This window comes from Planctomycetia bacterium, from assembly GCA_015200345.1.
In the GTDB taxonomy this organism is placed as follows: domain Bacteria; phylum Planctomycetota; class Phycisphaerae; order UBA1845; family UTPLA1; genus PLA3.
Map to the genome: position 1 here is coordinate 1,743,839 of CP054187.1, position 20,171 is coordinate 1,764,009.

A 20,171-nucleotide genomic window follows, 5' to 3' on the forward strand; every position below is an offset into this window, starting at 1 on the left:
CTCGTCAATCTTAATTCTTAATTCGACATTCTACAATCAGTGACCATGTCCACCATTCTCACCAACGCCATTCTCTGTGATCTCGACCCGCCGCGCGTTCAACACGGCGCGCTGCGCATCGAGGACGGCCTCATCACCCATCGCGGTAAATCCGTTCCGACTGGCCGCGAAGATGAAGTAATTGATCTTGGCGGCGCGGTGGTGATGCCCGGACTGGTCAACGGCCACACGCACCTGTACTCGGCGCTGGCGGTCGGCATGCCCCCGCCGCCGAAGTCGCCGCGAAATTTCCTGCAAATCCTCAAGTACGTCTGGTGGCGGCTGGATCAGGCACTGGACGACGAGTCGATTGAGATGTCAGCGCGCATCGGCGCGCTGGAGGCCCTGCGCTGCGGCACGACGACGCTCATCGACCATCACGCCTCGCCCCGCGCCATCGACGGCTCGCTGGATCGGATCGAAGCCGGCCTTCACGCTGTCGGCCTTCGCGGCGTGCTTTGTTATGAAGTCACCGATCGTCACGGGCGCGCGGGACGCGAAGCGGGGCTGGCGGAGAACGCCCGATATATCGATAAATGTCGAGAACATGGGCACGGTCGATACGCCGGACTGGTCGGCGCGCACGCCTGTTTCACCCTCGGCGACGACGCCCTGCAACGCCTCGCCGAGCTCTCACAAAAAACGCGTTGCGGCGTGCACATTCACGTCGCAGAAGACCCCTGCGACGAAGCGGTCTGCCGCCGCAAGCACCGTCAATCACTCATCGCCCGACTCGACGACTACGGTCTGCTCCACGAGCGATCCCTCTTCGCGCACGGCACACATCTGGACGCCGCGGCGACCAAACGCATCCGCGCCGCAAAGGTCACGATGGCCCACAACGCCCGCTCGAACATGAACAACGCCGTCGGCTATGCTCCCGTCGCCGATTTCGGCCCGCGCGTCATGCTCGGAACCGACGGCATCGGCGCGAACATGCTCGGCGAGGCCCGGGCCGCGTGGTTCATCGCGCGACATCAGAAATCGCGTCTCTCCCCCGCCGACCTTCTGAATATGCTCGCTCACAGTGCCCGCCGTGCGTCGGCCTCGCTCGGCGTCACCCTCGGCAAGCTGCAACCCGGCGCGGCCGCGGACGTCATCCTCACCAACTATCGCCCGTTCACGCCGATCGACGCCGACAACCTCGCCGGGCATCTGCTCTTCGCCATCGGTCCGCAACACGTCGAATCGGTCCTCATCGACGGCCGCTGGAAACTCCGTGGCGGCACGGTGCGGGAGTGCGACGAAGTCGGCATGCGCGAAGCGGCTGTAGGAATCGCGAAACGGCTGTGGGAACGGATGGCGGGTCGCCTCGCCGAGGGCTGATCAGCGCGCCGTGGGCTTCGGCTCGCACGCCGCTGATGCACGAAAGAACGCCTTTCTTGGCTTCGAACGACCGCGCGGTCTGAAGCCCGCGGCTCGCTGGTCGTGAAACTACTCGTTCGTCGGAAGATCCCCCGGTTCGTCCGCATCGCGCAACACGGCGTCGGTCGGCAATTCCACAAGCTGCATGCGGTCGGCGAATTCTCGCGTCAGCGCATTCAATCCGCCGTCGCACGCTGGCGACATCACGAAAGGAATCAACTCGGCCGGGAGAATGATCGGATGCCCGCGACGGCCGCCGTGCGACGCGATGATGATCGACCCCCGGTCGTTGGCGGACGCCTTCGCGCTGCCCGCTCCCGACACGCGCGAAACATCCGCGCGATACGCGCCGACACACGCTGCGAAAACCGCGGTCGTCAGCCCGGGATAATCGCCGGGACAGACGAGAATGCCATCGCGCGGCGCGATGTCTTCCCGTTCGCGGCAGGCACGCAACCCCACGCGAATCGAATCGATCATCTCCGATGATTCATCCTCGTTGAACACAACGCGGATCTTGCCGTTCGACAATTCATCATTCGACGCGCCCAGCGCGTCGATGATCGCGCAGCGCGTCACGATCATGACATCCGCGATGCCCTCAACCGCCGCCATCGTCTCCGCCAGTCGCCACAGCATCGGCCGGCCGCCCACGTCGATCAATTGCTTGGGCCGCCCCATGCGGCGCGACCAACCCGCGGCGGGAATGATGGCAACGATTCGCGGCGTCTCACTCATGCACGTTCACCTGATTCACGCGAGACGAATCCAGCACACCCGCCATCAGGTGCCGCATCGTGTGATACGCCCACAGATCCAGCGTGTGTTCGCCCTCCAACGGTGAGTGCGCGTGCAACGCCTTGAGCGCATGCGTCGCGCCGTCAAACTCCGCAACGACCACGCCGTCATCCAGCACCAGGTGGCCATCCACCGCCATCAGTCGAAACACGCGGCCCTTGATCCGCCCGCGAATCCACGGCCCCTGCGCCGATCGCCCGATGACAAACCCGTCGCGCGGGGCAGCCTGCTCCCACGAGCGCTCGGTGCCGAAGAACGTCGGCTTCTTGATGTACGGCCCGCCGTACTCGGGGCAGAACGTGTCGCAATTACCGCATTCGTTGCAAAAGTCGCTGTAGCAGGCGATCTGCATCGACTCGGTGATTTCGAAGCGCCGCGATTCGCCGGCGCGGGACGTGAGCGTGTTGCTTCGCGCGTCACCATTAATCGGTGACACGATGATGTCGTGATAATCGAAGGCCACTTGGGGCGTGGGGTAGGTGAAATTCGCCGCGTTCGGGCAGACGGGCAAGCACTTGTCGCAGGTGATGCAGTCGAACGTCTCCAGGTGCGAGTCGATGCGCTTGGGGACTTTGCGATTGTTCTCGGCGCGATAGCGCGGGTCGTTGCGGGCCTGCTCCGCAGCGAGAGTGGTGTTGTTCAATTCAGCTCGCTTCACTTCTTCCAACGAGCCGCGAGCTTCAGCTCGCGCGGCGTTTGTGCGTCGAGCGAACGACTCTTCCGCGATCGAATGGCCACGCGGGCTGAAGCCCGCGGCTCGTTGCGGCGACGAGCGGTTCGCATCGGCGCGATCCGACGCGCTTCGCTTGATGATGTAGTCATTCATCGTCGCCGCGCCGAGTTTTCGCATCTCCGCCGAGAGGCGATCGAGATACGCCGGCATCCGACCATAGCCACCAGGGCGAAGCAGATCCGTGCTGGTCGTAATGGGCACGAACCCGCACGCGACGGCCGACGGAAAGTTCTGCGCGTCGATCCCCGCGCTGAAGGAGATGGGAAACTCCGCACCCATCGCCCGGCGAAATTCGTCCGTGAGTGTCATCGTAATGACATGAAGCGGCTGGCCCGACAGATACATCACCTTGTTGTCCGGCGTGAAGAAATCGCGGTGGTTGAGCACCTCCAGCGTGTTGCTGAATTTCGCGCCGAACGTCCGCCCGCGCGCCGCCGCGAAGCCCGACAGCCGCCGGCAAAGCTGCACGCCTTCGTCAAACCCCAGCCCGGTGCGATAGGCCTCGGGGTTCACGGTCAATTCCGTGTAGCCCAGCACGTCGTGCAGCAAATGCTCCAGCCGCTCCTTGCCGAGCATCGGCGGGTTCATCTTCACGATCACGTTGAAATCGTACTCGCCCATCAGAAACTCGCAGATGCGCTCGATCTCGTCCGCCGGGCAGCCGTGAAACGTCGAGAGCGTGATGCCATCGCTGATGCGCGCGGGGTATTTCAAGTCGCGCGCGGCGGTGAATTCCGCCGGAATCTCGGCGCGAAGCTTTTCCACCATCGGCCGCGCGTCGATCATCGCATCGAGAAACCCGCGCACCGCGTCGCCGCGTATGCCCGCGAGGTCGTAGCCGACGCTCAAGTCATACACCACGTCGCCCGCCGGACCGCGATTGCCTGCCGGCCCGTCCGGGTGCGCAGATCGAAACATATCAATCAACATCGCCCCGGCCACGTACTCCCGAATCGATTCGGCGATGCGCAGCTCCTGCGACCACTCGATGTTGTAGCCCACGTTGGTCACGTCGATGCAGGGGCGGCCGATCGTGAGCCGGTCATTCACCTGCACCGTCTTGAGTTCGAGGATGCGCCCGCCGGCGGCGTAGCTCAACAGGATGTTCTGCGCCATCTGCGTGTGCGGCCCGGCGGCAGGGCCGAGCGGATTGCCGGCGCGATGCCCGTGAAACGCGACCGACAAATCCGGCCCGTCGTCCGCCGGCGCGTACCAGCGATTGCGCGGCAGTTCGAACAGCGCGCCCTGCCGCGACGGTTCGAGGTACAACCGTCTTACAAGGTCCGCAAACGGCGCTGGAACCAGCTCGGCCATGTTGTCATTGTACCGTCGGTTCCTTACCGCGCGCCGATTTTTGTCCCAAACATCGGCATGTCGGACCGGACTTGCTGTTCCACGCTCGGCAGCTAATCACGTATAATCAAGGCACCATGTCCGCACCGGCTCATGCATCCTCAACCGTATCCTTCACGCTGAACGGCCAACCCGTCTCCACGCCGCATGGCGACCGCAGCCTGCTCGATGTGCTGCGCGAGGATTTCGACATCATCTCGCCGAAGAACGGCTGCCAGCCGATGGGGCAGTGCGGCTGCTGCACGATTCTGATCGACGGCAAGCCGCGGTTGAGCTGCACGATCAAGGCGTCCGTGGCCGCCGGCAAGAAGGTGACGACGCTCGAAGGCCTGCCCGAGCCAACGCGCCAGCAGATCGCCGACTGCTTCGTTCACGCCGGCGCGGTGCAGTGCGGCTTCTGCATCCCCGGCATCGCCATGCGAGCGCATGCCCTGTGCGAGAAGAACCCCGCGCCGACGCACGATCAAATCACCGGCGATCTGCGAGCGCACCTGTGCCGCTGCACGGGCTACACCAAGATCGTCGACGCCATCGATCTGCTCGCGCGCGTCCGCGGCGGCGAGCCGATGCCGTCCAACGGCTGCGCCGGCAAGGTCGGCGAGCGCCTGCACCGTTACACCGGTCACGACGCCGCCCTCGGCATGCGCCGCTACATCGACGACATCAAGGTGCCCGGCATGGTCTTCGCCGCGCCGCGGTTGAGCGATCATCCCCGCGCGCTGGTGAAGAAAATCAATACCGCGCCGGCGATGGCGGTGCCCGGCGTGCTGCGCGTCGTCACGGCGGCCGACGTACCGGGCGACCGCTTCGTCGGCCTGATCACGCCGGACTGGCCCGTCTTCATCGCCGAAGGCGAGGAAACGCGCTACGTTGGCGACGTGCTGGCGTTTGTCGTGGCGGCGGACGTTCACGCGGCACGGTACGCGGCGGATCAGATCGAGATCGAATACGACGTCCGCACGCCGGTGACGACGCCGGACGACGCGCTGAAACCGGATGCGCCGAAGATTCACCCCGGCGGCAATTTGCTTTCCAGATCGGCGCTTGTTCGCGGTGAACCCGATGCGGTGCTGGCCGCTTCCGCCCACGTCGTCGAGAACGTCTGGCAGACCCAGTGCATCGAGCACCTGTATCTCGAACCCGAGGCGGCCATCGCCATTCCCGAAGGGGATGGATTGAAATTGCTCACCCAGGGCCAGGGCATTTTCGACGATCGTCGTCAGACGGCGAAGGTGCTCGGCTGGCCGATCGAGCGCGTCCGCGCCGAGCTGGTCTCCAACGGCGGGGCCTTCGGCGGCAAGGAAGACATGAGCGTGCAGGCGCAGACCGCGCTGTGCGCGGTGCTGGTGAACAAACCCGTCAAGTGCGTGCTCACGCGCGAGCAGAGTCTGCGATTGCACCCCAAGCGCCACCCGGTGCGCATCTCGCTGAAGGTCGGCTGCGATGCCGAGGGCAAACTGACCGCCGCGCGCGTGCGCATCATTGGTGACAAGGGCGCGTATGCATCCGTCGGCGCGAAGGTGCTGGAGCGCGCCGCGGGCCACGCCATCGGTCCATACAAATGCGACAACATCGACATCGAGTCGCTGGCGGTCTATACGAACAATCCCCCGAACGGAGCCATGCGCGGCTTCGGCGCGAATCAGGCGGCCTACGCCATCGAAGGCGCGCTCGACATGCTCGCCGCGAAAGTCGGCATCGACGGGTGGGAAATCCGCTGGCGAAACATCCTGCGACCCGGTGATCGCTTCTGCACCGGTCAGCGGCTGACCAAGCCGTTCGGGCTGGAGCAGACGCTGCTCGCCGTGCGCGACGCTTATCGCGCCGAGAAATTCGCCGGCATCGCCTGCGGCATCAAGAACGTCGGCATCGGCAACGGCCTGCCCGAGATCGGCTGTGCGAGTCTGACCGTCGAAGCCGACGGGTCGATCACGATCCGAACCGGCCACACTGAAATGGGACAGGGTCTGTTCACCATCGCCATTCAGACCGCCGTGCAGGAGACGGGCCTGCCGCACGAGATTTTCACCGCCCGATGCGACACGTCCGACCCCAACGACAGCGGCCAGACGACCGGCAGCCGCGGCACGGTGCTGACCTGTCACGCGGTCATCGACGCGTGCAAGAAATTAAACGCCGATTTGAAGGAACTTCATCTGCCGCCTGCCGATTCTTCACGTGCGAATGCGAACCAGCCGCAAGCGCGCTCCAACGAGCCGCATTCCAACGAGCCGCGGGCTTCAGCCCGCGCGGCGATGCCAGCGCTCATGAAGCTCGCCGGCCGAAAATACCTCGGCCGCTGGGAGTGCTACAAAACCGACAAGTTCGGCGCGGACGTGCCCGAGCCGAAGACGCACCTCACCTACGGATTCGCGACGCAAGTCTGTATTCTCGACGAGACCGGGCGAATTAAGAAGTTCATCGCCGCCCACGATGTCGGCCGCGTGATGAACCCGACGCTGCTGGAAGGCCAGCTCGAAGGCTCGATCCACATGGGCCTGGGCTACGCGCTCACGGAGGAGATGGTCTACGACGGCGGCCGACTTGTGACGGATGACGTGAAATCCTGCGGTGTGCTGCGCGCGCATCACATGCCGCCGATCGAAATAATTCTCGTCGAAGTGCCCGACCCGGATTGCCCCTACGGCGCACGCGGCGTCGCCGAGATCGGCCTTGTCCCCACGGCCCCCTCCGTGGCCGGCGCGCTGGCGAAGTTCGAGGGCTTCCATCGCACGACGCTGCCGATGAAGGATTCTCCGGCGGCGAAGGCCATCCTCGGCCCGCGCGCCGGTTGATTTTAATTAACGAATGTTCGTTGACCAAAGCCCGGGGCCCGCTTGGCGGGGCCCTTGGAAATGTACTCACTTTCCTAACCACTCAAATCGCTGTCGAGGGCGCATTCTGAAATTGCCTCGGCGTACAATGATTGCATGAGCGAACTTGCACCCGTGCTGGATGCCCTGCTTGCCGACCTCGACGCCGGCCGGCCGGTCGCGCTTTGCACCGTCCTGCGCACGCGCGGGAGCACGCCGCAGGCGCCGGGCGCGACGATGCTCGTCCGCGCCGATGGCAAAACGCTCGGCACGCTCGGCGGCGGATGCGTCGAGGCCGAGGTTCGCAAACGCGCCTTTGAAATGCTCCGCGCCAATCAAAGCGGCATGCTCGATTTCACGCTCGATCACGATTACGGCTGGGACGACGGCCTCATCTGCGGCGGGCGGATGTTCATCGGTGTCATGCCGATGTCGCGCGAGAACGACGCCGCCCCATACCGCGCCGCACTCGCCGCCACGCGCGCACGACAACCGGCTGCGTTTCCCATCGTCATTGACGCCGCGCCGTCCGGAGGCGGCACCAGCGGAATCGCCGGCGCCAATTCGCAGGACCGGCCCGGTGTGAACGCCGCATCCGTCGCGCCACGGCGCGAGCGGTACACCGTGCATCTGGAGGTGCCGCCGACGCTGCTGATCGCCGGAGCCGGGCACGTCGGACGAGCGCTGGCCACGCTGGCCGTCGATCTGGATTTTCACGTCGTCGTCATCGACGACCGTGCCGACTACGCCTCGCGCGAGCGCTTCGACGGCCGCGTTGAACTGGTCGTGGGCGACATCGCCGCCGCGTTGCGCGGCCGTGCGATTGATGCCGGTTGCTACGTTGTGATCGTCACGCGCGGCCATCAGAATGACGAGAAAGCGCTGGACGCCGTCATTCGCTCACCCGCGGGTTACATCGGCCTGATCGGCAGCCGGCGCAAGAGCCGGTTGATTCTCGACGATTTGCGCGCGGCCGGCGTGCCCGATGATTTGCTCGCGCGCGTGCACACGCCGATCGGCCTGCCGATCAACGCGGTGACGGTTCCGGAAATCGCGATCAGCATCGCGGCGCAACTCGTGCAGGTCCGGCGAAGCCAGTTGCCGGTGCTGGTCGAGGGCCCGATACACACACCATGATCCGCGCGTCGCCCCCAACGAGCCGCGGGCTTCAGCCCGCGCGGCAATCAACACGTGAACGAACCGTTCGCAAGACAGATCAGCGCCGCGCGGGCTGAAGCCCGCGGCTCATTGATTCCTACGCGCATTCGGCCAATCGGAAAAAGATCAACCTCGCCAGCACGCGGCGACGATAGGCGGCGGTGGAGCGCATATCGTCAATCGGCGAAATATCGGCGGTGAGCAGCGATTCGATATCTGGAGGACCAGTAAACGTGCGGCCCGCGTCCAGCGAAGCCTCCAGCGCGCGACAGCGCACCACCGTCGGCGCGACGCTGTTGGCGACCACACGCCAACCATTGGCGCCGTGCGAAAGGGCCACGCCGACCTTCGTAATCGCCTGTGCCCGCCGCGCGCCGACTTTGTGAAACCACTGCACGTCCCACGCCGGCGGCGGCAAGCGAATCGCGACGATCAATTCATCCGCCGCGCGCACACTTGTGCGGTATCCGGTGTAGAACTCGTCCAGCCGCACCTCGCGCCGGCCGCGCACCGATGCCAGCACCACCCTCGCGTCGTACGCCATCAACACCGGCACACCGTCGGCCGCCGGCGAGCCGTTGCCGATGTTGCCCGCCCACGTGCCGCGCGTCTGAATCTGAACCGCGCCGACCTGCCGCGCCGCCTCGCCGAGCAAGGGATACGCCGCCGCCGCCTCGCGCGACTGCATCACATCCCAGTACGTCGTCAGCCCGCCGAGTTCGAGCCATGGGGAGGCACCGGCGTCTCGCCGCAGATCGAAGGACGGGACGCCCATGCCACCGGACCCCTGGTCAAAGCAGCCGCCTACGACGTTCCAATTCATCACCGCCAGCTCCCGCACGCGCGACAGGTCCAGCAGTGTGAGGCCGTTCTTCTCGCGATGATGCCACGACACCATCACATCCGTGCCGCCCGCGATCGGCGTCACCACCTCCCGGCGTCCTGCCGACTCCGCCAGCATCGCCAGCGCCTCGTCCAATCCTCGCGGCGAGAGAACTTTCACGGTCTCGCCTCCCCGCGCAGGCGCAGCGCTGCCTCGGCCCCCGCCACGATGCCGTCGTACCCCGTGCAGCGGCACAGGTTGCCGCTCAAGAACTCCCGCAGATCGACATTCGACGCAATCTCCGGCCGCTCCAGCAACCAGCGAATGCTCATCACGATTCCCGGCGTGCACGCGCCGCACTGTGACGTCCCTGTGGCATTCAGCGCGCTCGCCACGTCCGCCGACACGCTCTCCACCGTTGTCACGGCTCGTCCCGCCGCCTGAAACGCCGGCACGAGGCACGAATTCACCAGCAGCCCGTCCAGGATGACGCTGCACGCGCCGCACTCCCCTTCGCCGCAGCCTTCCTTCGTCCCGGGGCAGGCGCAGTCGTACCGCAACACGTCGAGCAACCGGGCATCCAGCGCCACGCGACGCGAAACCGGCGCGCCGTTCAGCGTGAACGCGAGTTCGAACGTCTCAACGTCGCCGCCGTTGGTGGGCAGGACGCCCTTCAAAGGCGGGCCGTCTGGCGTGTCGTGCGTCGCCATCGTCACCGGCCCTCCAGCAACGTCATCAATCGCTCGGGCGTCAGCGGAATCTCGTTCGCTTCAATGCCCAGCGCATCGCACACCGCGTTCAGGATCGCCGGCGCGGGGCCGTCCATCGGCAACTCGCCGATCCCCTTGGCTCCCTGCGGACCGAAGGGCGATGGCGACTCCTCGAAAAAAACGCGAATCGGCGGCAGATCGGCGCACGCGGGGATGACATAATTCGTCATTTGACAATTTTTCATGACGCCGTCGTCCAGGACCACGTCTTCATACAGCGCCCAGCCGATGCCCTGCACGACGCCGCCCTGAATCTGCCCGCGCGCCAGCGTCGGATTCAGCACGCGACCGACCTCCTGCCGCGCGACGAAATCCGTCACGCGTACGCCATAGGTTCGCAAATCAATTTCTACTTCGGCGACGTACGCCCCCCACGAGTACGCCGCGTACGCATCGCCGCGATAAGTCTGGTCGTCCCATTGAATGTGCGCGGGCTTTTGATACTTCCCGCGGCCGATCAGCCGTTGCCCCGGGTTCGTCGCGTGCCAGGCCTGAAGCGCCACAGGTAAATCGCTCGATGCCGATTTTGTGACGCTGACGCCCGTTTGCTTCAATAGATCATCGCACGCGACTTCAATCAATTTCCCAACGACCATCGCGGTGCGGCTGGCTACCGTCGGCCCGCTGTTGGGCACGCGGCTGGTATCGGCCATCGCCACGCGAACGAGATTGGCAGGCACACCAAGCCGCGCCGCGGCGATCTGCGACAGGATCGTCGATGTTCCCTGCCCCATGTCGGTCTGCGCGGTGAGCACCTCGATCGTGCCGTCAGCATGTCCTTCGACCCACACCTCCGATGCGAGATAGGTCTCGCCGCTCCCCGTGAATCCTGAACCGTGGTGAAAAGTCGCGAAGCCGATGCCGCGCCGCAGATAAGGATGCGCCCCCTCGCCATGGTTCATCGCCGCGTGTTGCCTTCGCCGCTCGTCGTACCGCGCATCGTGCAGCGCCGCGTCCATCAAGGCCGGAAGATCAACTCCACCCGTCACCACCTGCCCCGTCGCCAGCGTCTGCCCGTCGCGCACCAGATTTCGCCGCCGCAGCTCCACCGGTGACATCCGCAGCCGCCGCGCGATCACGTCCATGTGCCGCTCGATCGCGAACATCGTCTGCGGCGCGCCGAACCCGCGGAACGCCCCGTACGGCACACTGTTCGTCAGGCGCGCCTCGCCGATCACGCGGATGTTCTCACACGCATACGGACCCGCCGCGTGAATGCAGCCGCGACTCAACACCACCGGCGACAGCGTCACATACGCTCCGCCATCCAGTACGACGTCTATATCCATCGCCAGCAACCTGCCGCTCGCATCCAACGCCGTGCGATGCCGCACCACGCCCGGGTGCCGCTTCGTCGTCGCCGCCATGTCTTCCTGACGGTCGTACACGATCTTCACTGCCGCTCCGGCCTTCTCCGCCAGCAGCGCTGCATGAATCGCCAGGTTCGACGGAAAATCCTCCTTGCCGCCAAAGCCCCCGCCGACCGGCGCCTGAATCACCCGAAACGCCTCGCGCGGCCGATCAAAAAAATACGCCAGTGAATCCACCACGTAATACGGACACTGCATCGACCCGCGCACCACGAGCCGACCGTCCTCCTGCCATGCCACCATGCCCTGCGTCTCAAGATAGACATGCTCCTGCGCGCCGGTGGCGTAGCGGCCCTCGATGACGTGCGCCGCGGAATTGAACAACGCTTCCCAATCGCGCTCGCCTCCGATCTCGCCCGCCCCCTTGCGAATCTCCAAGTGCTTCAGCACGTTGTCGGTTCCATGCTGAATCAACTCCGGCGTGAGCGGCATGTCCGGCTTCAACACCGCCGGCAGCGGATCAACCTCCACACGCACCGCCCGCAACGCATCGCGCAGTTTATGAATCGACCGGTGCGCAATCAGCACCACCGGCTCGTGTTTGTGCCGAAACGCGCTTGCCACCAGCGCCGGCTGATCGGTCTCAATCAGCTTGATCGCGTTCCGCCCCGCGGGGATGTCCCGATGATCGACGATCACAAACTCCGACCAGTTGATCGTCGGATCAAACACAACGCGCTTGATCCGCCCCCGCGCGATCGGCGTGCGAATCGTCCCGCCGTGCAACACGCCGGGGATCGCCACGTCGTCCACGTACGCGGCCCGGCCGGTGAGCTTGTCCAGCCCATCGACCCGCGGAATGTCAACACCGATGCTCATGGACCGCTCACCCTGCCTGGCAGTCCGGACGCTCGCGGACGCGTATCGCCGAAGCTGCCGCTGAACAAGAACCACGCCCGATCCGTTGGAAAGTATACCGATCCGCGCGGCCTGACGCGATGACAAAGGCCCGCGACCACGATGAACCGTGCGCCCTGCGAGGTAGCCGACTGCCGCATCCGATGGATAGAATAACCAACCTTGAGGAGATCGCTTATGACCCGTCGTCTCATTGTGCTGTCCGTGCTGGCCGCCCTGTTCGCCGGTTCCGTGCCCGCCTGCGTTCAGAAGGAGCGCGAGCCGGAAAAGAACCGCGTCAAGGTTCGCGCCCCCTTCACGAAAGTCGACGTCGAATGGGAGCGTGACGAAGATGAACCCAAGACCGACGTCGACGTGGACGTGGACGATTGAGCCGCGACCGCGCGACGAATTCCGCCTCGGTTCTTGGCCCGGCCGCCGACGCCGCCGATCTCATTCGCATCCGCGGCGCCCGCACCCACAACCTCCGCGATCTCTCGCTCGATATCCCGCGCGATCGGCTCATCGTCGTCACCGGGCTGTCCGGCTCCGGAAAAAGTTCGCTCGCCTTCGACACGATCTACGCCGAAGGTCAGCGCCGCTACGTCGAAAGCCTGTCCACGTACGCACGCCAGGTACTCGGCCCGTCGCTGCGGCCCGACGTCGATGTCATCGAAGGCCTCCCGCCGACCATCGCCATCGCCCAGCAGGCCGGACGATCCGGTCCGCGATCGACCGTCGCGACCATCACCGATATCCACGATTTCCTGCGACTGCTCTTCGCACGCGTCGGCGAGCCGCACTGCCCCGGCTGCGGCATGCCCATCACCCGCCACACCCTCACCCAGATTGTTGACGCCATCATGGTGACACCTTCCGGATCGCGCCTGATGATCCTCGCGCCGGTGGTGCGAGCGGCGAGCGGCGCGCACTCCGAAACGCTCGCCCGCATCGGCAAGCAGGGCTTTGTCCGCGTGCGCATCGACGGTCATCAGCACGAAGCCTCCGCCGTGCCCCCGCTCGAAAAGAACAAGCCGCACGACATCGATGTCGTCGTGGATCGCCTCGTCATGCGCGACGACCTCCGCGCTCGGCTGACGGAATCCATCGAAACGGCCCTCCGCCTGGCGGACGGTCTCGTCATCGCCTCGCGCGACGTCGACGGTGACTGGGCAGACACGCGCTATTGCACCCGTTACCGTTGCCCGGATTGCAACCTCGCCCTGCCGGAGCTGGAGCCGCGGCTGTTCTCCTTCAACTCGCCGCACGGTGCCTGCCCCGCGTGCGAAGGTCTCGGCGAAGAATACTCCTTCGACCCCCGGCAGATCGTCCCCGATCCGAAGTTGCCGCTCGAAGCCGGTGCGATCGCGCCCTGGCGGCGCGGCGACGCGCTCTCGCGCCCCATGGCCCGGCTGCTCGATCAATTCTGCCAAGCGTTCAACGTCTCGCCCTCCACGCCCTATTGCAACCTGCCCGCGAAGGTTAGAGACATTTTGCTAAACGGCACGTCCCCAAACGCGAGCGGCGCCGCCTTCGAAGGCGTCATCCCCAACCTGCAACGCCGCTGGAAGGAATCGCAGAGCGACGCCCTGCGCGAACGGCTTGCACAGTACATCGCGCGCCGACCCTGCCCTGCCTGCCTTGGCGCGCGGCTGCGGCCCGAAGCCCTCGCCGTCAAACTCGACGGCAAGTCCATCGACGAACTCGCGCACTTGAGCATCGACGCCGCTGCCGGCTTCTTCCACGCCTTCTCGCCCGCCGCCGACCTGCGACCCATCGCCGAACCCATCGTCCGCGAGATTCGCCAGCGCCTGCGATTCATGATCGACGTCGGAATCGGCTACCTCACCCTCGCTCGGACCACCGATACGCTCTCCAACGGCGAGGCCCAGCGAATTCGGCTCGCCACCCAGATCGGCTCCGGCCTCGTCGGCGTCTGTTACGTGCTCGACGAGCCGACGATCGGGCTGCACCCGCGCGACACAGCGCGGCTCATCGACACACTCCGTCGGCTGAAGGCGCAGGGCAACACGCTTTTTGTCGTCGAGCACGATCCCGACGTGATCGCCGCCGGCGAGTGGTTCATCGACCTCGGCCCCGGAGCGGGCGCGCACGGCGGCCGCCTGCTGGCCAACGGCCCGCGCGATGCGCTGCTGGCCTCGACGGAATCCGTCACCGCCGCGTACGTGCGAGGCGACGCCGCCGTCGCGCACGCCGCAGGCCGCGCGTTGCGCGAGCCCGATGCGCGCCGCGTGTTGACCGTGCAAGGCGCGGCGGAGAACAACCTGCAACGCATCGACGTGACCTTCCCGCTCGGCCTGTTCTGCTGCGTCACCGGCGTGTCCGGCTCGGGCAAGTCCACCCTCGTGAATCAAATCCTGCTGCCCGCGCTGAAGCAGCACCTGGGCATCTCGCACGACCGCCCCGGCGCACACCGCGCCATCACCGGGCTGGCCTACGTCGACAAGGTCATCGAGATCGATCAATCCTCCATCGGCCGCAGCCCGCGCAGCAATCCCGCCACGTATTGCGGCGTCTTCGACGCAGTCCGCGATCTCTTCGCCAGGACGCGCGAGGCCCGCGCTCGCGGCTACGACGCCGCGCGCTTTTCCTTCAACGCGCGCGGCGGCCGGTGCGAAGCGTGCCACGGTTACGGCACTCGCCGCGTCGAGATGCACTTCCTCCCCGATCTCTTCGTGAAATGCGGCGACTGCGGCGGCACGCGCTACAGCCGCGAAACGCTGGAGATTCGCTATCGCGGAAAATCCATCGCCGACGTGCTCAACCTCCGCGCCGAAGAGGCGCTGGCGTTCTTCGAAAACGTGCCCGCGATCAGGCAAACGCTCGCCGCCGTCGTCGATGTCGGTCTGGGCTACCTCACGCTCGGCCAGCCCGCGCACATGCTCTCCGGCGGCGAGGCCCAGCGCCTGAAACTCGCCGCCGAACTGGCACGCTCCCCCATCGGCCACACGCTCTACGTCCTCGACGAACCGACCAGCGGGCTGCATTTCGCCGACATCCGACGCCTGCTCGACGTGTTGCACCGGCTCATCGACGCGGGCCACTCCGTCATCGCCATCGAACACAATTTAGACGTCATTCGACAGGCCGATTGGATCATCGACCTCGGCCCCGAAGGCGGCGATGCGGGCGGGCGGCTCATCGCCGAAGGATCGCCCATGCAAATCGCCCAAACCGATACGCACACGGGACGACACCTCAAGCGGGTCATGGCGAACGAAAAGTTCACCCCGGCCGCCAGCTTTGCCGAAGCGGGCGAGGCCGCGCAGAAGGCATCAACCCGCGACCAATCGTGCCATGAATGAGGCAACCACTTCGCCGGTACCGCTCCGCACCGGCCGAACTCGGTCTCACGCCGGCAGCTCTCGACTTGAAACTCGCCTCATCCAGCGACGATCGATTCGGCGCTCTCGCGCGAAGTGAAAGCAATGCAGAGACGGAACGAATGCCGGTGGAGGCGGCTCCGATCGCACGCGACGCCCCCTCGCGGAAATGCCGGCCGGCCCTGGAAAGACCCGCCGTTCGCGTGGGACGTCGCATCCGAACAAGGCCGTGAGGGGTGCCGCATGCGGAATGGAGTTGCAATCCGGGCAGGAAGAACTCTCATTAAACGGGTTCCAGTTGAGAGGAGCAGGTCAACAGACGCACTTCAGCGATCGCTCGCCCCCGCCGCGCTGCCCCGCCCCATCCTGCCGATCCGCCGTTTCTCCGATATAATCTCCGCTGCGGGACGGAACCCGCCGCACTCGGAAAGACCCACGTGGATTGGATCGGCGCTCGCGGCGTGCCTTACATGGCGCGCCGCGCTTACACCATCGAAGTCAGGCACTTCCTGTTCTGGGGGCTGTTCGCCGGGCTGGTTGAAGGGACGGTCTCCGCCGTCGTCGTCGCCAAGACCTTCGGCGGCAGCAACTTCCTCATCACCGTTGTCCAGGCCACCCCCGCCTTCGCCAATCTCGTCAGCCTCTACTGGGGCGCGCTCATCGTCGGCCGACGGAAAATTCCCGCCTTCATCGCCCTCGCCTCCGCCAGCGTCGCCGTTGCTCTTTCCATCGCCGTCACGCCGCGCTCCCATCTGGGCGGATGGATCTTCGCCCTGCAAATCTGCCTCGCGCGCGTCTTCATGTCCGGCGTCGTCACCACACGCGCCTCCCTCTGGAAGAGCAACTACCCGCGCTCCCATCGAGGCCGTATCACCGCCAACCTTCAGATCGTCCGCACCCTGATGAGCCTGCCCGTCATCCTCGGCGGCGGCCTGCTCTTTGACCTTGCTCCCGCCGCTTATCATTGGTTCTACCCCACCATCGCCGTCATCGGCGCGATGGGCCTGCTGGTCCTGCGCGGCGAACGCGTCCGCGGCGAGGAGCGGACCATCTCCCATCGAACCAACGGCGACCCCACAGAGCCGACCGCGCGGCGGATCGAAACCGACGATGCAAAAAAACCCCTCGCCGACGACGGCGTCATCGAGCCCTTCTCGCTCATCGCCCTCGTCAGCCCCTGGCAGATCATCCATCGCATGCGGCAAGTCCTCCGCGCCGACCCGCGCTTCGCCCGATACTGCAAGGCCCAGATGTGCATCGGCACCGCCAACCTCATGGTCATGCCGGTTAATACAATCGTCTTAACCAAAGTCCTCAACCTCAACTACACCTTGAGCAACGGCCTGCTCGATTTCATTCCCCGCGTCGTCACCATCGCCATGCTCCCCGTCTGGGCGCGCCTCTTCGACCGCGTCGGCGTCCTGCGCTTTCGCATGTCCAACTCGCTCTGCTGGTGCGGATCGCTGCTCTTCTGCGGCCTCGGCGCGCTTTTCGCACACCTCTCCACCGGGCAGGCCGGCGCGCTCGCCGCCGTCGCCCTCGGCATCTACGTCGTCGGCCGACTCTTCGAAGGATTCGCCCAGAGCGGCGGCGCCATCGCATGGAACATCGGCCACCTGCACTTCGCCGAGGACGACAAGGCCGAGCTGTACATGGGCATTCACGTGTCACTGACCGGCCTGCGCGGGCTGATCGCGCCGTTCCTCGGCGCGCTGCTTTACACGTACATAGGCTGGCTCGTCTTCATGGTGGGATTCGTCATCTCGCTGATCGGCTATTTTATCTTCACCGGGTTGGCCCGCGAAGAAGCCGCGATGACAAACGGCGTGCTTCGGCGCGACGAAACCGACACGCACATTGAACCGTCCAACGGCGAACCCGCCGCACGCGCTACCCGCCCGGCGCGCCCGCTTCAAGATGCTTCGCGAGGAAGTGCGTCATGATCGGCCACGCCCGCAGCGAAGGTTGACTCCCGAACGGCTGACACCACGCATGGCCGAACCCCGGCAGTTTCGCCACCGTGCACGACACGCCGGCCCCTTCGCAAGCCTCGGCAAGCTTGGTCGCCTGCTCGAACGGCACCACCTCATCACGATCGCCATGCAGAATCAGGATCGGCGGCGCGCCGGCGTGAACGTGTGAAATCGGCGACGCCTCGACGTACCGCGCGGCGAACTTTTCCGGCGAGCCGCCCAGATAGCCGTCCGCCATTCGCCGGATCACAAAATTCGCCGACTTGTAGATGGTTGTCAGATCGGTCGGCCCGGCGATGCTCACGATGCAGCGCACATCGGCGGACTCGCCCGCGTACGCATCGTCTTGGAACGCCTCCGATTGGCCCGCCAGCCCCGCCACCAGCGCCAGCTGCCCCCCGGCTGAGAATCCGCCGACGCCCACGCGCTGCGGATCGACCCCGTATTGCGCGCGACGGACCTTGAGAAATCGAATCGCCGCCAGCGCATCCAGAATCGGCGCGGGGTGATGGTCGCCGCCGAGATCACACAAGCGATACTGCGCCGTGGCCGCCGTGTACCCCATCGACGCGAGGTGCTTCACCATCGGCCGAAGGCTACGCCGATCCCCGTGCATCCATCCCCCGCCGTGAAACAGCACAATCGCCGGCCGCGGGAGTGGTCCGCCGACAGGCGTATAAATGTCGATCAACAACTTGCGATCACCGCGCGTCACGTACGGAATCGACTCGTACGCGCGAACGTCGTAGATCCCCACCGGCGGCGGGTTGCATCCGACGGCGGAAACCGCGCTGACGACGACGATGAGAATGAAAAATCCGGCGGAGCGATTTGCAGGCGAAAGACCGCACTTTTTGTGGGCGCTCATGACGTCATGATCGTGCGCCGTAGCAGGATGTCAATGCCGATCATGCAGCCGGCGAGCTTGCTCGCCGATGCCGCTCTCCCGCGTAACCGCCCCAAACAATAATTCACCAGCACACGCCACGGATTCGCCATGAACGGCCACATCAGCGCCGCACTGCGAAGATGCTTCGCCGCCGTCGGCAGGTCGCCATTTTCAAGGTAATGCATGCCCGTGCGCTCATGGACGCGCGCGACGGCCCGCCGCCGCAATCGCCCCGACGGATCCAGCACGCGAAACAGTTCGGCGTAATCCGCGATCAGCCGCTCCATCTCCGCGCCGTGCTTGCGCGGATCGCGCCAATGCGCCGGCCCCGGCTGCTGGCGAATCAGCGGCGTCGGGAGGATCAGCGCCCGATGGCGGCGCAACAGTTCAATCGCGATCCGCCGATCCTCGCACGCCCGCCCCGAAGCGAACCCGCCGACCGACTCTATCGCCTCCCGCCGCGCCAGCATCGACGAACACAAACCGGTGAACACATTGCGCACCAGCAGCGCCGCCTGAATCCGCGCGGGATCGAGCGGCCCGTCGTACGACATCGTGACAAATGTCTGTTCCGACTCGCTCCACACGCGCGCCGCCGTGATGCAGAAATCCGCCTCCGGATTCTGCCGCATCGCCGCGACCTGCGTCGCCAGTTTCTCCGGCTCCCACACGTCGTCGGCATCGAGAAACGCCAGCCACCCACCGTGCGACCGCGCGATCCCCGTGTTCCGCGCCGCCGACGCTCCGCCGTTCGCCTGACGAATCAACCGCACATGCTTGAAATACGGCGCGCAGACGTCCGCCGTGCGATCCATCCCGTCCGCATCCGGCGCGCTGCCGTCGTCCACCACGATGATCTCATCGGGCGGCAGCGTCTGTGCCAGCACCGACTCAATCGCCGCGGGCAACACCTCGGCCGAGTTGTACGATGGAATGATGACGGAAATACCGCTGGGGTTCATCCTACCATGTATCGGCGTTTGGCAGGCCTCCATGACTGCACAAGATCTGAATTTCAATTGACCGCTCGCAGTCCTTCGCCCGCTCATGCCGGGTTCACTTCTGCGACCATTGCGCGGGAAACAGAGTACGACCAACTCCTGAAGTCCTTCCAGAAGTTCCAGCGCACCGCGCACCATCCTCCCCCTCGGAACAAAATGGCCAATATCTCGGCCTTGGATGCTTCATCTCGTACCATGAAACGCCTTCGGCCTCGCCCCCGTCGCAACATTCTCGACCGCCGGGTATCGGCAAGAAATGCACCCTTTATCCGCGATGACGCGATATCACTTCCACACTCCGGCACAAAACAAGCAATTCGTCTTCTCCTCCGGGGTAGTCGTCGTCGAGCCGGTCGCCGCCGCCTTCGGCCGGACTGACGCAATCCGCCAGACGCCACGTCGCGCGGCCCCGGCGAATCGCCAGGTGCACCTGCCAGCCGCCGGTCGCAAGGTAATCACGCAGGTGCGAGCGGATCAGATCGGCCGCCATCTCCACGTCCACATCGACGGCGTCATCCTTCGCGCCCTCGTCTTCCGCCGACGCCAGTACCCATCGCCCCGGCTCGTGACCGTGCGCGGCGGGCAGAAAGATCAACTCCTCGTTCGCGTCGGGGTCGCCGGGCGAGGTGAAGACGGGCGATCCGACGATCTGCAGCGCGGCCCGCGTGATCTCATGGAGTTTGTCGGCGGTCATGGTTGGCCTTTGCCCCGGCGCTAGGCCGCGAAGAACGGTGTGGGCGGCGCCGGGATCTGTCCCGTGGAGATGTTCTCAAAATCTCGCGCGGATTTCCACACCCAGGTTCGTGGAAAACGCTTGCGGCCGCGAGAGACGCCTTCGCAGCCGTGGCATCCACGTTGCACCGCATGTTTCCTGCGGTCCGCCGGGAAATCCCTCAATTGGCCGC

Annotated in this window: 14 protein-coding genes; 6 read left to right on the forward strand and 8 right to left on the reverse strand. The window is 65.4% G+C overall.

The genetic code is table 11. The features are described 5' to 3' along the window. Nucleotides 1-45: 45 nt before the first annotated feature. A complete protein-coding gene (locus HRU71_07185) occupies nt 46-1,365 on the forward strand; it encodes an amidohydrolase family protein (protein ID QOJ03284.1) in 1,320 nt (439 codons plus the stop codon). Between the two features lie 108 nt (nt 1,366-1,473). Here HRU71_07185 and HRU71_07190 read toward each other — a convergent pair whose 3' ends face one another. Together HRU71_07190 and HRU71_07195 are read right to left on the reverse strand one after the other, a co-directional pair. Continuing rightward, on the reverse strand, nt 1,474-2,142 hold the full coding sequence (locus HRU71_07190) for a nucleotidyltransferase family protein (protein ID QOJ03285.1): 669 nt from the start codon (nt 2,140-2,142) through the stop codon (nt 1,474-1,476). After that, nucleotides 2,135-4,249 (reverse strand): glutamate synthase, encoded by a 2,115-nt coding sequence (locus tag HRU71_07195; protein QOJ03286.1) that lies wholly within the window; start codon nt 4,247-4,249, stop codon nt 2,135-2,137. The genes HRU71_07190 and HRU71_07195 overlap by 8 nt, the downstream gene beginning before the upstream one ends. Before the next feature lie 116 nt (nt 4,250-4,365). Between HRU71_07195 and HRU71_07200 the strand changes: the two genes are divergently transcribed. Beyond that, the gene (locus HRU71_07200) at nt 4,366-7,083 is read left to right on the forward strand and encodes a molybdopterin-dependent oxidoreductase (GenBank protein ID QOJ03287.1); all 2,718 of its coding nucleotides are present in this window, start codon (nt 4,366-4,368) and stop codon (nt 7,081-7,083) included. A 135-nt stretch (nt 7,084-7,218) separates the two neighbouring features. Beyond that, complete coding sequence (locus tag HRU71_07205) at nt 7,219-8,238, forward strand: XdhC family protein (protein QOJ03288.1); 1,020 nt, start codon at nt 7,219-7,221, stop codon at nt 8,236-8,238. Nucleotides 8,239-8,356: 118 nt separating this feature from the next. Here the strand turns inward: HRU71_07205 and HRU71_07210 are convergent, their stop codons facing one another. From HRU71_07210 to HRU71_07220, 3 genes are read right to left on the reverse strand one after another with little or no spacing between them, the layout of a single operon-like run. Next, nucleotides 8,357-9,262 (reverse strand): FAD binding domain-containing protein, encoded by a 906-nt coding sequence (locus HRU71_07210; GenBank protein ID QOJ03289.1) that lies wholly within the window; start codon nt 9,260-9,262, stop codon nt 8,357-8,359. Next, on the reverse strand, nt 9,259-9,792 hold the full coding sequence (locus HRU71_07215) for a (2Fe-2S)-binding protein (protein ID QOJ03290.1): 534 nt from the start codon (nt 9,790-9,792) through the stop codon (nt 9,259-9,261). Before HRU71_07215 ends, HRU71_07210 begins: the two co-directional genes overlap by 4 nt. Before the next feature lie 2 nt (nt 9,793-9,794). After that, nucleotides 9,795-12,041 (reverse strand): xanthine dehydrogenase family protein, encoded by a 2,247-nt coding sequence (locus HRU71_07220; GenBank protein ID QOJ03291.1) that lies wholly within the window; start codon nt 12,039-12,041, stop codon nt 9,795-9,797. Nucleotides 12,042-12,257: 216 nt separating this feature from the next. On the opposite strand from HRU71_07220, the gene HRU71_07225 reads away from it, so the two are divergent. From HRU71_07225 to HRU71_07235, 3 genes are all read left to right on the forward strand, one after another. Then, on the forward strand, nt 12,258-12,452 hold the full coding sequence (locus HRU71_07225) for a hypothetical protein (GenBank protein ID QOJ03292.1): 195 nt from the start codon (nt 12,258-12,260) through the stop codon (nt 12,450-12,452). Nucleotides 12,453-12,514: 62 nt separating this feature from the next. Next, nucleotides 12,515-15,385, forward strand: coding sequence for an excinuclease ABC subunit UvrA (gene uvrA, locus HRU71_07230; GenBank protein ID QOJ04945.1), 2,871 nt, complete (start codon nt 12,515-12,517; stop codon nt 15,383-15,385). A gap of 455 nt (nt 15,386-15,840) precedes the next feature. Next, entirely contained in the window at nt 15,841-17,346 is a 1,506-nt protein-coding gene (locus HRU71_07235) for an MFS transporter (GenBank protein ID QOJ03293.1), read from the forward strand. On the opposite strand, the gene HRU71_07240 is transcribed toward HRU71_07235, so the two are convergent. From HRU71_07240 to HRU71_07250, 3 genes are all read right to left on the reverse strand, one after another. Next, nucleotides 17,294-18,244 carry an alpha/beta hydrolase gene (locus tag HRU71_07240; protein QOJ03294.1) on the reverse strand — a complete coding sequence of 317 codons (951 nt, stop codon included), beginning with the start codon at nt 18,242-18,244 and terminating at the stop codon, nt 17,294-17,296. The genes HRU71_07235 and HRU71_07240 overlap by 53 nt on opposite strands. Next, nucleotides 18,241-19,227 carry a glycosyltransferase family 2 protein gene (locus HRU71_07245; protein ID QOJ03295.1) on the reverse strand — a complete coding sequence of 329 codons (987 nt, stop codon included), beginning with the start codon at nt 19,225-19,227 and terminating at the stop codon, nt 18,241-18,243. Before HRU71_07245 ends, HRU71_07240 begins: the two co-directional genes overlap by 4 nt. Before the next feature lie 304 nt (nt 19,228-19,531). Then, entirely contained in the window at nt 19,532-19,960 is a 429-nt protein-coding gene (locus HRU71_07250; GenBank protein ID QOJ03296.1) for a hypothetical protein, read from the reverse strand. Nucleotides 19,961-20,171 lie beyond the last annotated feature (211 nt).

Bases quoted from the DNA above. Each gene is read 5' to 3' on its own strand.
- HRU71_07185 (QOJ03284.1), top strand. From the start codon at position 46: ATGTCCACCATTCTCACCAACGCCATTCTCTGTGATCTCGACCCGCCG.
- HRU71_07190 (QOJ03285.1), bottom strand. From the start codon at position 2,142: ATGAGTGAGACGCCGCGAATCGTTGCCATCATTCCCGCCGCGGGTTGG.
- HRU71_07195 (QOJ03286.1), bottom strand. From the start codon at position 4,249: ATGGCCGAGCTGGTTCCAGCGCCGTTTGCGGACCTTGTAAGACGGTTG.
- HRU71_07200 (QOJ03287.1), top strand. From the start codon at position 4,366: ATGTCCGCACCGGCTCATGCATCCTCAACCGTATCCTTCACGCTGAAC.
- HRU71_07205 (QOJ03288.1), top strand. From the start codon at position 7,219: ATGAGCGAACTTGCACCCGTGCTGGATGCCCTGCTTGCCGACCTCGAC.
- HRU71_07215 (QOJ03290.1), bottom strand. From the start codon at position 9,792: ATGGCGACGCACGACACGCCAGACGGCCCGCCTTTGAAGGGCGTCCTG.
- HRU71_07220 (QOJ03291.1), bottom strand. From the start codon at position 12,041: ATGAGCATCGGTGTTGACATTCCGCGGGTCGATGGGCTGGACAAGCTC.
- HRU71_07225 (QOJ03292.1), top strand. From the start codon at position 12,258: ATGACCCGTCGTCTCATTGTGCTGTCCGTGCTGGCCGCCCTGTTCGCC.
- HRU71_07240 (QOJ03294.1), bottom strand. From the start codon at position 18,244: ATGAGCGCCCACAAAAAGTGCGGTCTTTCGCCTGCAAATCGCTCCGCC.
- HRU71_07245 (QOJ03295.1), bottom strand. From the start codon at position 19,227: ATGAACCCCAGCGGTATTTCCGTCATCATTCCATCGTACAACTCGGCC.
- HRU71_07250 (QOJ03296.1), bottom strand. From the start codon at position 19,960: ATGACCGCCGACAAACTCCATGAGATCACGCGGGCCGCGCTGCAGATC.